This is a genomic window from Blautia sp. NSJ-140 (assembly GCF_022868965.1).
In the GTDB taxonomy this organism is placed as follows: Bacteria; Bacillota; Clostridia; order Lachnospirales; family Lachnospiraceae; genus Blautia_A.
In genome coordinates this window covers 191025-204365 of sequence record NZ_JALIFS010000002.1, presented here as the reverse complement: position 1 = coordinate 204365, position 13341 = coordinate 191025, and the positions used below count along the sequence as shown (strand labels likewise).

The following is a 13341-nucleotide window of genomic DNA, read 5'->3' as shown; positions in this document are numbered from 1 at the left end:
AAAAATTCTACCAAGGAGGATACCGGAAATGAAAACACAGAATCAGACTATGCTTTCTGAGAATACACTGACATCCCGGCCCACAGATATTATCGCGGGATTTCCTGTACGTCCCGGTTTTTTTGAATTAAATGGCGCTACTCCTCTTTCCAACGGAGTCAACTTTACCGCACATACCCGTCACGGTACATCCTGCGAACTTCTTCTTTTCCACTCCGGAGAAGAGGAACCTTTCGCAGTTCTTCCTTTTCCCAATGCCTGTCGTATCGGTGATGTATATTCCATGGTCGTTATGGGACTGGACATCGAAGATCTGGAATACGGCTACCGCATTGACGGCCCTTATGAACCGGAAAAAGGCCACATCTTCGATAAAACAAAAGTTCTTCTGGACCCTTATGCCAAGGCAGTTGCCGGACAGCGTGAGTGGGGACAGAAAAAAGTCGGCAGCTATCACGCCCGTGTTGTACGTGATTCTTTTGACTGGGAAGATATGCCCCAATCCACCCGTAAGATCAGCGATCTGATCATCTATGAACTTCATGTCCGCGGCTTTACACAGGATCCGTCTTCCGGTGTCACACACCCGGGAACTTTTGCAGGTCTACGCGAAAAGATCCCTTATCTGAAAGGACTGGGAATCAACGCTGTAGAACTGATGCCGATCTTTGAATTCGATGAGAACATGAACGCCCGCACTGTAGACGGTAAACGTCTTCTGGAATACTGGGGATACAATTCCGTAAACTTCTTTTCTCCGAACACCAGTTATGCTTCCAAGGCAGAACATAACTGCGAGGGAACGGAGCTGAAAGAACTAATCCGTGAACTTCACGAAAATGGCATTGAAGTCATCCTTGATGTTGTATTTAATCACACCGCCGAGGGAAATGAGCTTGGAAAAACCTTCTGTTTTAAAGGATTCGACAATAAAGTTTATTATATGCTGACTCCGGAAGGAAATTACTACAATTTCAGCGGATGTGGAAACACCCTGAACTGTAACCATCCCATCGTGCGGCAGATGATCCTGGAATGCTTACGTTACTGGACGATCAACTACCGTGTGGACGGTTTCCGTTTCGACCTTGCCAGTATCCTGGGACGCCATGAGGACGGTTCTCCTCTTAACAATCCGCCGCTTCTAGAACTTCTGGCTTACGATCCGGTCCTTCGAAATGTCAAACTGATCGCAGAGGCCTGGGACGCGGGCGGACTGTATCAGGTCGGTTCTTTCCCTGCCAGCCGCAGATGGGCTGAGTGGAACGGCCGTTACCGTGACTGTCTCCGTTCCTTCCTGAAGGGAGATTTCTGGAACGCCTGGGATGCCGCATGGAGCATTTCCGGTTCCGGAGACCTGTACGGTGGTTTTTATTCCGATCACAACGACAACTATGCAGGATACAACTCCTGTGTCAATTTCCTTACCTGCCACGATGGTTTCACCATGTATGATCTTTATTCCTACAATGAGAAACACAACGAAGCAAACGGCTGGAACAATACTGACGGTTCCAACGACAACCGCAGCTGGAACTGTGGTGAAGAAGGTGACTCCACCAACCCGGAAGTTCTTTCTCTCCGCTTCCGCATGATCCGCAATGCCTGTGCAGTTCTCATGTCCAGCCGTGGAACTCCGATGTTCCTTGCAGGTGACGAATTCGGAAACACCAAACACGGAAATAACAACACTTACTGTCAGGATAACGAAACTTCCTGGATCAACTGGCATCTTCTTGAGAAAAATCATGATCTTTTCGAATTTTTCAAATTTATGATCCAGTTCCGAAAAAATCATCCGGTTATCTCCCGTAAGCTTCCAAATGCAGTGTGCGGTATGGAAAATATCCACACCCACAACGTTGATGCAAAGGATGTGACGATTCCACGAGACGCACACACCTTCGCTGTAAGTTTTGCAGGCTATGACAAGCGCAAAGGTGCCGACGATCTGATCTACATTGTCATCAATGCATACTGGGAAGATGTAACGGTTACACTTCCGGAGCTTACACGTCCTGGCGCATGGTATCTCTGTGTCAATACTTTTGGCGACGGAGAAGGTCGTTATTTCTATGAAGAAGGCCAGGAACCACGCATTGAGCACGATTTCTGCATGCGTCCAAGATCGGTAGCAATCTTTACAGGGCGCAATTATTAATCAGGGTATTCTCATCAAACAGAAATGGGGTATTGTATAATGGAACTGAAAAACAGAACTCTGTCCAATTTCGCAGAGCTTGTAAAAACAGGAGAATGCAAAAAATTCCGCGGACGCTTAAAAACAGGCATTGACCTCGGTACTGCCAACACCGTTCTTGCTGTCGTTGACCGGAACAACCGTCCTATCGCCGGAATTTCCGCACCTTCCCATGCCATCCAGGATGGCGTGATCGTCAATTACTATGAATCCGTCCAGCTTGTGACAAAGCTAAAAAATGAACTGGAGGAAAAACTTGGCACAGAACTTCTCTACGGTGCCGCTGCCATTCCTCCCGGAGTTTCCGAAGGCAGCATCAAAAGCATCGGCTATGTTCTGGAAGGTGCCGGTTTTGAAGTTACCAATATCGTGGATGAACCTACTGCTGCCGCTGCTGTCCTTAAGATCACAGACGGCGCAGTTGTGGATGTGGGCGGTGGCACCACCGGCATCAGTATCTTAAAAGATGGGAAAGTCATCTACACAGACGATGAAGCTACCGGAGGCAGCCACATGACCATGACGGTAGCCGGTCACTATAGGATTCCTTACGAAGAAGCCGAAGTTTTAAAAACCACTCCGGAAAAAGAAGAGGAAATTTTTCCTGTCATCAAAGCTACCGTAGAAAAAATGGCTGTGATCACTGAGAAATTTTTAAACGGATATCAGGTTCCTGCCGTTTATGTTGTAGGCGGATCTTCCATGTTTAAAGAATTTACCACTGTTTTCGAGAAGAAACTGAAACTCCCGGTATACAGACCGGTGCATCCTCTTCTCGTCACACCACTGGGTATTGCATATCACTGCGAACTCCCAAAAGCCTAAATTTTTTTCATATCGTGCACAGACAAAGCAGGCAGTTCCTGCAGGATCTTTTTCTGATTCCGCAGGAACTGCCTGTATATTATTTCACAATTTTATTTGCCAGATATTTTTTCATGGTATCGGAAACTTCCGAACCATCCAGTGGTTTGATCAGATGCTCATTCATTCCGGCCGCCAGGCTTTTTTCTATATCTTCTTCAAAAGCATTGGCACTCATGGCTATGATCGGTACTGCAAGCCCGTCTGCCCGGTTGGAACTTCGGATTTGTCTGGCTGCCTCCAGTCCATCCATGATTGGCATCATAATATCCATCAGGATAATATCATAAAATCCGATTTTGGATTTCATGAACATGTCCACAGCTTCCTGGCCATTTGTGGCAGTATAGACTTCCACTTCCTCCTGCTCCAAATAAAATTTTGAAATTTCCATATTCAGATTATTATCTTCTACCAGAAGAGCTTTTACTCCTTTCAGTGATACGGGCTCCTCTGTTTTTTTCCGGATAACAGGATCCGGATCGATCTTAAACGGAAGAAGGATCGTATATTTCGTTCCCTCATTCACTTTACTCTCCACCTTTATCCTGCCACCCATCCGCTCCACCATCTGTTTCACGATAGCCAATCCTAAACCAACTCCATTGATACTGTCAAGAGATGTATTATTTTTCTGAGCGTATGGTTCAAAAGCACGTTTAAGAAATTCCTCATCCATTCCAATTCCGGTATCTGCGTTTATATTCATAACCATATCCGCTTCGTTCACCATTTTCACCGGTAATATGGTAGGAATCCGGATACCAGCCTACCCTGACTGTTTTCGATTCTGTATCTGTCTTCATTTCCGAAGCAGCCACAGGAACCGAAAGCATTGTAAAGGTTATCAGCAGACATAACACCATCACCACATATCTGCATAAATTTCCCCTGTTCTTAATCATACTTTTCCCTCGATAATATTGTATTTTTTGTCAGGCTCTCCCGCCGTTTCGTTTCCCCGGACGGGTTCTGCGGTTTTCCAGGAGGCAGACGACCTCCACCGAATCGGTAACAGGGAACATGTCAACCGGCTGCATCTTTTTCACCAGGTAATCCCTCTTTGTGAGATATACAAGATCCCTGTCCAGGGTTTCCGGATTACAGGATACATAAACAATTTTCTCAGGAGAAAGACTCAAAAGAGAATGCAGGAATTTGCGGTCACTTCCCGCACGTGGAGGATCCATAAGGACAACATCAACTTTTTCCCCCTCTGCTGCCATACCTTCCATAAACCAGCCGGCATCCCCCGGAACAAAACGGACATTCCGGATCCTGTTCTCCCTGGCATTCATTCTGGCATCACGGATGGCGTCTCGGTTCAGCTCCACGCCAATGACATCCCTGGCATTTCTGGAAGCAATGATCCCAATGGTACCTGTACCACAGTAGGCATCGATCACCCGCTCTTTACCTGTCATTGCCGCAAACTCCATGGCCTTTCCGTAAAGAACTTCCGTCTGCACAGGATTTACCTGATAAAAAGAAGACGGGGAAATGCGGAAGCTCAGTCCCATAAGACGGTCTTTGATAAATCCCGGTCCGTAAAGTACAATATTCCGGTCTCCGAGAACCATGCTGGTCTGTCTGTCATTGACATTGAGGACCACTGTTGTGATCTCCGGATGCTCCTTGCGGAGAGCCTTTACAAAGTTATTCTTGGATGGAAAGATCGGGGAAACCGTAACCAGGACCACCATGATCTCGCCTGTGGAAAAACCTCTCCGCACCAGTACATGGCGTAGGAGTCCGTATCCGGTATCCTCATCATAAGTCTTGATCTTAAAAGATTTCAGCATGCCACGGATGGTACGGATGATCTCCTGGCTCTTTTTGTCCTCGATCATACAGTCATCCACAGAAACGATCCTGTGGCTCTTCTCCTCATAGATACCGGAGGTCACATTCCCTTTCCGGTCGCGGCCAAACGCCGCATGCACTTTATTTCTGTAATAATAAGGATCTTCCATTCCGATGATCGGCTCAACTTTACCGAATTTCTTCAGAAGGCCCTCTGTAATTTTCTGTTTCTTGCGAAGCTGATCCTGATAAGGTACTCCCTGATAACGGCAGCCGCCGCATTTCTTCGCAACTGAACAGACAGTCTCTTTCTGTTCCATTTTTATCTCTCCTCTTTTATGGGCACAAAAAAGATGTTCCCAGTTATTTTCACTGAGAACATCTTATCAGACCTTTTCTTTTTTTACAAGAAAATCCTTGGCCTACTCCTGATACGGTTCATTAAATACAAGAATATGTCTCTTCACATTCTCGTAAGTACCCTGTACCATAGCCTCATTGAGGTCAAAGAAATTATGCTTGTCTGTTGACTCCATATATTTCTCCACATGAGCTGTCAGGCTGTTAAAGCTTGCTGTGGCAATATTCACCTTACGGATGCCAAGAGAGATCGCCCTCTGGAAATCTTTATCAGTGATACCACTGCCGCCATGAAGAACCAGCGGAATATCCACTTTCTCATGGATCTTCTCCAATACATCAAAAGCAAGCGTCGGCGCTACCGGATAATTACCATGGGCATTACCGATGGCAACTGCAAGTGCATCAATACCTGTCTCTCTTGCGTAAACGACCGCATCATCCGGATCTGTGCAGCGGATACCGTGGTCACAGCTTCCATCCTCACTTCCGCCCACAAGTCCAAGCTCAGCCTCAACTGTAGCACCGTATTTACGTGCTTTCTCCACAACGGCCTTTACTCTGGCGATATTTTCCTCAAAAGGAAGCGTAGAAGCATCCAGCATAACCGATGTAAAACCAAGCTCCAGAGCCTTGTCAACTGTCTCAAAAGTAAGACCATGATCCAGATGGACAGCCACATCCACCTTGGCTTCTTTTGCAGCCTGTACCATCATCGGCCCCATCAGATGAAGCGGGGAATTCTTGAGACGAACCTCCGCGATCTGAAGGATGATCGGTGTGTTCAATTCTTCTGCAGCGCGGATCGCACCTTTCACCATCTCCATATTACCAACGCTGAAAGCACCACAGCCAATATTCTTCTCCTCGGCACGTTTCAGCAGATCTTTCATTTTCACAAGTGCCATGATTGATCCTCCTGTCCTGTTAATCGTACACTGTCTGCATCTTCTTACAGAAAAAAGCGGTGTCAAAGCACTACTGGCTGATACCGCTTTTCCTATGCAAAGCGGACATCTTTATTCCGCTTAACTGTACATCAGCATGCACCTATTTCCCTGTCGTAATTATAAGCCTGTCTTCTCGGCAATGAATTTTCTTGCACGGATCGCATACTCAAGCGGATTAGCCTTAGCCGGATCCTGCTCAGCCTCTACAACCATGTATCCTTCATAGCCAGCCTCTTCCAGAACTTTGAAGATCGGATCATAATTGATACATCCATCTCCAGGAATTGTGAACGCACCGGCTCTTACGCCTGCAAGAAAGCTCATGTTCTCTTTCTTAACCTGCTCAACAACTTCCGGACGGATGTCTTTCAGATGAACATGTTTGATTCTGTGAACATACTTCTTAACAACCTCAAGCGGATCCTCTCCACAGTATGTAAAGTGACCGGTATCAAAAAGAAGACTTACATATTCAGGATCTGTATTCTCCATCATACGGTCAACCTCAGCAAGGCTCTGTACAACAGTACCCATATGGTGATGGAAGGTAAGGGCAATACCATACTCCTCTTTTGCGATCTTACCAAGTTTGTTCATGCCTGTGCAGAAAGTATCCCACTCCTGGTCATTCATCACATATTTATGGCCGAAGATCGGAGTATCCAGCTGACCCTGAACACTGTGGCTCTGCTCAGATGCGCCGATCACTTTCGCACCCATAGCTTTCAGGAAAGTAAGCTGTGCACGAAACTCCTTCTCAACCTCCTCAAACGGTTTGGTGATCAGGAAGCTTGAGAACCACTGATTGCAGATCTCAACACCACGAAGCTCAAGAGCCTTCTTAAGAACCTCAGGATCCTTCGGATACTTGTTACCAACCTCGGAGCCTGTAAAACCGGCAAGAGCCATCTCACTGACACACTGCTCAAAAGTATTCTCTTTGCCAAGATCTGGCATATCATCATTTGTCCATGCAATTGGTGCAATACCAAGCTTTACTTTATTCTTATCAAACATTGGTCAATTCTCCTTTTTATTTGAATTATTCCATAATCTCAGAAATCTTAACCGGTCTGTGCTCCTCGCTGGATTTCTTAGCTGCAAGACCCATTAATACCGGTTTCAGACCATCATAAACATTAAGAGGTGTCTCTTTGTCATTAACGATCGCATCAATAAATGCTGCAACCTCTTTACCATAAGCATCCATGTATCTCTCAAGGAAGAAGAACATCGGCTTCTCACCTGTAACACCCTCAGCATTGCTGATCACTGTGGAAGACTGGCTGTCATTGGAAATAGCAGCCATACCATCAGAACCGAAAACCTCGGCTCTCTGATCATAGCCATAGGAAGCTCTTCTGCAGTTATCAATAACAGCAATAGCGCCATTCTCCATCTGAAGAGTAATAACAGCTGTATCAACATCCCCGGCCTCACCAATAGCCGGATCAACCAGATTTGCACTCTGAACATAAACCTCTGTAGCATCACAGCCTGCAAGATAACGAACCATATCGAAATCATGAATTGTCATATCCAGGAACATGCCACCGGAAACCTTAACATAATCAATGCTAGGCGGCTCAGGATCGCGGGAAGTAATCTTGATGATCTCCGGTTTACCAACCTTACCAGCTGCAACAGCCTGCTGAAGAGACTCAAAGTTATGGTCGAATCTTCTGTTAAAACCAACCTGATATTTCAGATTTGTACCCTCAAGAGCATCGATAACCTCTTTGATCTTGGCGATGTCATGATCGATCGGTTTCTCACAGAAAACATGCTTGCCAGCCTTAATAGCCTCTACAGAAATCGGAGAATGAGTATCTGTAGAAGAACAGATCAGAACTGCGGAAATCTCAGGATCATTGATGATCTCCTTATAATCCTTAGTCGTGTGCTCAACACCCATGCTCTTAGCCCATGCAGCAGTCTCATCATTTAAGAAAGGATCTGCAACCGTCTTGATCATCGCATCCGGCACCCTTGTTGTGATACTGGTGATATGAACTCTACCAATTCTACCTGCTCCGATAATACCAACTTTAATCATAGTTTTGATCTCCTTTTGATTTATTTTCCCAATGTAATCTCTTTGCGTGTCCGAACACGCTCTTTATGCTTAATATAATATCATCGCAACACACAAATCGCAACCCCTAATATTGTACAATATTACCATCTTTTTTCTATTAAAAATGACGAGAACTATTTTTAGCCACAATATGTAATATTTTTAGGTCAACTTCACTGAAAACATCTCCAACACATCCCCATACAATCACCCTAATCATCCCACGCCCCACCACCAAGCATCCAGCGCAGCATCACACCCCACCATCTCCAAGCATCCAGTGCAGCGCCGATGCCCACAACTCTCCCGGCAAACAGGTGCAAACTCAGCCCTTGCAGTCGTCCAGCGCAGCGCTGACGACCCACACCCTATCGTCAAACGACATTTTTTCTCGCTGGAAGCACCAGCCGCGGAAGGGGATGCTGTCTGGCTCTGCTTCTGCAGGAGGGGAGCTGATTCTTGGACGGCGGAAAGCTGCGTTGTTTTTCAAAAGTCCGCTGTCTGAGCGGCAGCAGGCCGCGAGTTCGGACTTTTGAAAAACGCTTTTAGCAGATTTCCGGCGTCCTAGAAGCCAGCCCCCGACGAAGCCGCAGACCAGACAGCATCCCCTTCCGCGGCGTCCCTCCGCACAAAAAAAGGAGACACCCCACTTCAGTGTCTCCCCTCCGGAATCGTATACTCATTCCTTATATATATTTCCGTAAAAATCTTCTCCCTCTCCGGCTTTTCCCCGTTAAACAGCAGCCGGAACAAAATCATCACCGGCTCATACCCTTGTATCCTGGCATCCTGCCCGATCAGAAAATGAATAAATCCTTCTCTCATCAGCTCATAATTCCGCCCCATAAAATCATTGGCAACCATCTTCACCTGACCAGCTTTCCCTTCTCCGGCAATCGCCTCACACACCCCCTCCTCACCATGAGAAGTAAGATATATCCCGTCAAGATTCGGAACCTCCTTAAATATCCCTTCCGTAATCTCCCTGGCCCGGCCATTCTCCTCAAAGCAATACTCCGGCCCAATGATCTCAATCCCTGGATACTTACGCACCATTTCCTCACGGAATCCAGTCACTCTGCTGCTCAGAGAAGTATTGGTACTATAGCCGGAAATCACAGCAACCTTTCCTTTTCCACCGGTCAGTTCCCCCATAAGCCCCGCAGCCGCACGACCACACTGCACACCGTTCTGCCCTACAAAGCAAAGCCTTTTCGTATCCTCCACATCCGAAGTAAACGTCACCACCGGGATCCGAAGTTCCTCCACAAACCGGTCAATTTCCCTTTTCACACTTTCCTCATCCAAAGGAACCATTGCAATACCACTAACCTCTTCCATCCGCATCTTCTCCATGGCACGAATAACATCCTCAGCATTCTGATGCTCGATCTTATGGACCAGGACTGTACCACCAAGATTATCCACCTCAGCGCACGCCTCCTGGATTCCCTTCAGAACCTCCTTCATAAAAGGGGTTTCCGCACCCTGCAGGATCACGCCAATCTTAATATTATTTCTGCTCATGGATAGAGCACGGCCCAGTTGATTCGGCTTATACCCCATCTCATCAGCGATGGCACGGATCCTCTCAGCAACCTCCGGCCGGATCCTGCCCCTGTTATTTAACGCTCTGTCAACAGTACCTCTGGAAACACCGGCAGCTTCCGCAATCTGCCTTATAGTAACTCCCATACTAAGCACCTCTTTCTATGATAATCCGGATTCTTTTCTGTATTCCGCAGGACTTAAGCCCGTAAACTTCTTAAATGTCTTGGAAAAATAATGATAATCTCCAAAACCGGAACGCAATGCCACATCCTTAACTTTACAGTTTGTTTCTGAAAGAAGCTTCTTTGCACAGTCGATTCGAAGTTCCTGCACATAATTAGAAAAACCGATCTTCATCTCCTGTTTGAAAAGATAACTGAGATAAGCAGGATTCACCTCCGCCGCATCTGCTGCATCCTGAAGGCTGATCGGTGCTTCATAATGTTCCCGGATAAACTCCAGTGCTTTTTTCACAGCAGCAGAGATCCCCTCCGGAACAGCATCCTCTTCCCCCACAAAAAGCTGTGAAATACAGGCACTGCCCTTTTCCCTGAATTTCTCAAAACTTTCGATATCTCCATACCAAATGGGCTCTTTCTCAATTCCGGCTGTCTGATTCAATTTTTTAAGCCACTGTACCAGAAGTCTTCCATCGGTATAGCGGTCCTGACAGTCAGCGAGAACCTGTGTCCAGAGTTCCTCCGCTTTCTTTCGGTCTTTCCCTGCCTTCAGCCTGGAAATCTGCCCTTCCAGCTTCTCAGCACTTTCCGGTAAAACACTGTCCGCTTTCTTCCTTCCTTCAAAATAAAGGATCTCTTTTTTCTCATAAAAATGAAGTTTCATCATTTCTCTGGCCTGCTGATAAGCCTGACGGATTCCATCTTCTCCCATGCAGACACTGCTGACGCTGATGCCGAAATCCCAGAGTTCCTCCTGGCAGTGTCTGTAACAGATTGCAGCAGACTCTGTCAGCCTCTGCTGCATGGCCGATGTCCTGCAATCTCCGGAAAGATCAAGAAAGCAGCAAAAGATTCCTGCGCCAAGATAGATCACTTCCGTAAATTCACTTTCTGTCCCAAGAAGCTCCTCCGTACGTTCCAGCAATCTGTGGCGAAAATGATGGGAGTACTGTTCTACTTCCAGCGGCGTCCACTGCCTTTCACGCTCCGCCCATTTCTCCATAAACATACAGATCACAGCACTGTTAAAATATTTCCCGGCGATTCCGGCTTCCACACGCTTTTCCTCACGTGCCTGATTTTTCAGCATTCCCGAGATCAGTCCGTTAAAAAAATAATACTTCAGAGCGTGACTTCCCAGATGGATCAGCTTTCTCGTCCGGGCCTGTTCCTGGCTTTTTTTTCTGCGGTTCTCGATCAGTCGGGCTGATTTTTCCAGAGTGTCATAAAGACTGTCCTCATCCAGACTGTTCTTTAATACATATTCATCCGCCCCAAGACGCATGGCCTCTTTTACATATTCAAAATCATCGTGACAGCTGAGCACGATAATATAGATATCTCTGTTTTCCTCACGGATCTTTCTGATCAGCTCAATTCCATCCATCACAGGCATGGTAAGATCCGTCACAAGAACATCGATTTTTTCTTTCTGAAGAAATCCATAAGCTTCCTCCCCGTCTTCTGCATCATCCACGATCTCATATCCTGCTTTTTCCCAGGAATCCAGGGTTTTGAGATAGCTCCTTACAAGAAAATCATCATCTGCCACCAGTGTTCTGTACATTAATTTTTTCTCCCTTCTTCAGGCATATCATAGATCGCAGGCAGAAATACCGTGACCTCCGTACCGTTTCCACTGCTTGCGTATTCCATTCCTCCCTGTGTCCCGTAATAAAGCTCCAGGCGTTCTTTTACATTTGGAACCCCCACTGCGGAAAGTCCATTTGTTTTTTTTGCATGGCTGTTAAAGAGATCTCGGATCTGCTCTTTTGTCATTCCTCTGCCGTTATCCTTTACTATGAGGATCAGCTTTCCTTCACTTACGTTTCCGCTGATCCAGATCTTTCCTGTTTGCCGCTTGATGTCGATCCCATGAAGAAGAGCATTCTCCACAAGCGGCTGAAGGATCAGTCTCGGAATATAGCACCGGTATGCATCCTCAGAGATCTCATATTCCACCTGAAAGCTTCCCTGATAGCGAAAATCCTGCAGATGGATATAATTTTTCAGTATATGGATCTCATCGGCAACAGAAAGGAAGCTTCCCTTTTTGTTGATGCTGGCCTGCAAAAGCTCCACAAAATCTCCGATGAGCCCTGCCAGCTCTTTTTCCCCTTTCAGAAATGCAGCAAATTTAATGGAGTTCAATGTATTATACATAAAATGCGGTGTGATCTGATACTGCAGTGCTTCCAGTTCTGCGTCTTTTTTCTGCTGTTCCTCTTCGATCACCTGGGCGATCAGAGCTTCGATATAATCCAGCATGTGGTTGAATTCTTTTCCGAGGGTTCCGATCTCATCAGCAGTAGTCACTTCTGTACGGAGACTCAGATCTCCTTCACCAACCTTCTCAACAGTGCCAGTCATGGATCTGAGCGGGCCGCAGACTACTCTGGAGAGCCACAGTGCCAGCAGCACAGCTGCCACAAAAACTGCACCAAATATTCCGATCAGAAAGAGCCGCATCCCGGAAAGTCCGCTTAAAACTTCTTTTTTCGGTACTTCCAGATATAAGCCGCAATCTGAAAAGCTGCCTCTGCTGAAAAAAGAGATCACACCGTTTTTTTCTGCATAGCCTTCCATATTTGGAACATCATGATCCGTAATCTCCGGAAATGTTTTTCCAATGTCACTGTAGTCTCCGGATGTCACGATTTCATCATTTCTGTCTACCAGAACTATTCTGGTGATCTTTTCATCATTGACAGCTTCCAGATATTCGTAATAAATTGCCCGTTCCCTGATATCTGCGACAACATAACCCAGAATCTCTCCGTTATCATCCTCTACCTTCTGGATCACAGAAAGAAAGCTGCTGCCTTCATGGATCGGAGATTCCACAAGAACCGGAAAGGAATCCAACTCCTGTATTTTTTCCAATCCCTCGATATGTTCTCCTGAAATCCCCTGCTTGTTTACCGGAAATTCCTCAGAAGTCACAGCCGTTTTTTTGTCTGGAAAGACAAAGTAAAGGGAGTTGATATCTTTGTATTCCCGACTGTGTTCCCGGAGAAGCCCGGCCATATTTTCCAGGCTGTTTTCATTTCCGGTACGGCTGTACTCCTTCGCATTATTCCGTATACCTGTATCCCAGGCAGTTCTCGTATTCACATAATAAATCTCTTTCAGGGATTCGTCCAGATCTTTTATGGTCTGCTGCATCCGTCCGTACAGGATACCTGAATAATTTTCTTCGATCATCCCTGCTGCCCGAAAATAAAATACCACCGTAAGAGAACAGGCAGTAAACATGGTTACTGCCAGGATCGCCAGTAATATCTTTGCCCGGATACTTTTTAACATAGAACTCCTCCCTTCCGTAAAGCGGATATACGCCTCCCTCTATGCTATATG

At 46.3% G+C, this 13341-nt stretch carries 11 protein-coding genes; 2 read left to right on the top strand and 9 right to left on the bottom strand.

Going from position 1 to position 13341, the window contains the following annotated elements; translation table 11 throughout:
• The first annotated feature begins 28 nt into the window (after positions 1–28).
• Positions 29–2161 (top strand): glycogen debranching protein, encoded by a 2133-nt coding sequence (locus MUB50_RS03365; RefSeq protein ID WP_118513330.1) that lies wholly within the window; start codon positions 29–31, stop codon positions 2159–2161.
• A 39-nt stretch (positions 2162–2200) separates the two neighbouring features.
• Positions 2201–3025 (top strand): ethanolamine utilization protein EutJ, encoded by an 825-nt coding sequence (gene eutJ / locus MUB50_RS03360; protein ID WP_118513331.1) that lies wholly within the window; start codon positions 2201–2203, stop codon positions 3023–3025.
• A 79-nt stretch (positions 3026–3104) separates the two neighbouring features.
• On the opposite strand, the gene MUB50_RS03355 is transcribed toward eutJ, so the two are convergent.
• The 9 genes from MUB50_RS03355 to MUB50_RS03315 form a co-directional block, all read right to left on the bottom strand.
• A complete protein-coding gene (locus MUB50_RS03355; RefSeq protein ID WP_182466177.1) occupies positions 3105–3773 on the bottom strand; it encodes a hybrid sensor histidine kinase/response regulator in 669 nt (222 codons plus the stop codon).
• A complete protein-coding gene (locus MUB50_RS03350) occupies positions 3736–3969 on the bottom strand; it encodes a hypothetical protein (protein ID WP_244790095.1) in 234 nt (77 codons plus the stop codon). The genes MUB50_RS03355 and MUB50_RS03350 overlap by 38 nt, the downstream gene beginning before the upstream one ends.
• A gap of 30 nt (positions 3970–3999) precedes the next feature.
• A complete protein-coding gene (gene rlmD / locus MUB50_RS03345) occupies positions 4000–5187 on the bottom strand; it encodes a 23S rRNA (uracil(1939)-C(5))-methyltransferase RlmD (RefSeq protein WP_244790093.1) in 1188 nt (395 codons plus the stop codon).
• Between the two features lie 102 nt (positions 5188–5289).
• Positions 5290–6135: a class II fructose-bisphosphate aldolase gene (locus MUB50_RS03340; protein ID WP_244790092.1), complete on the bottom strand. Its 846-nt coding sequence runs from the start codon at positions 6133–6135 to the stop codon at positions 5290–5292.
• A 159-nt stretch (positions 6136–6294) separates the two neighbouring features.
• Positions 6295–7194 (bottom strand): myo-inosose-2 dehydratase, encoded by a 900-nt coding sequence (gene iolE / locus MUB50_RS03335; RefSeq protein ID WP_244790089.1) that lies wholly within the window; start codon positions 7192–7194, stop codon positions 6295–6297.
• 25 nt (positions 7195–7219) lie between these two features.
• A complete protein-coding gene (gene iolG / locus MUB50_RS03330) occupies positions 7220–8233 on the bottom strand; it encodes an inositol 2-dehydrogenase (RefSeq protein WP_118513335.1) in 1014 nt (337 codons plus the stop codon).
• Positions 8234–8905: 672 nt separating this feature from the next.
• Positions 8906–9949: a LacI family DNA-binding transcriptional regulator gene (locus tag MUB50_RS03325; protein ID WP_244790087.1), complete on the bottom strand. Its 1044-nt coding sequence runs from the start codon at positions 9947–9949 to the stop codon at positions 8906–8908.
• Positions 9950–9964: 15 nt separating this feature from the next.
• Positions 9965–11551, bottom strand: coding sequence for a response regulator transcription factor (locus tag MUB50_RS03320; RefSeq protein WP_244790086.1), 1587 nt, complete (start codon positions 11549–11551; stop codon positions 9965–9967).
• The gene (locus tag MUB50_RS03315) at positions 11551–13290 is read right to left on the bottom strand and encodes a cache domain-containing sensor histidine kinase (protein WP_244790084.1); all 1740 of its coding nucleotides are present in this window, start codon (positions 13288–13290) and stop codon (positions 11551–11553) included. Before MUB50_RS03315 ends, MUB50_RS03320 begins: the two co-directional genes overlap by 1 nt.
• Positions 13291–13341 lie beyond the last annotated feature (51 nt).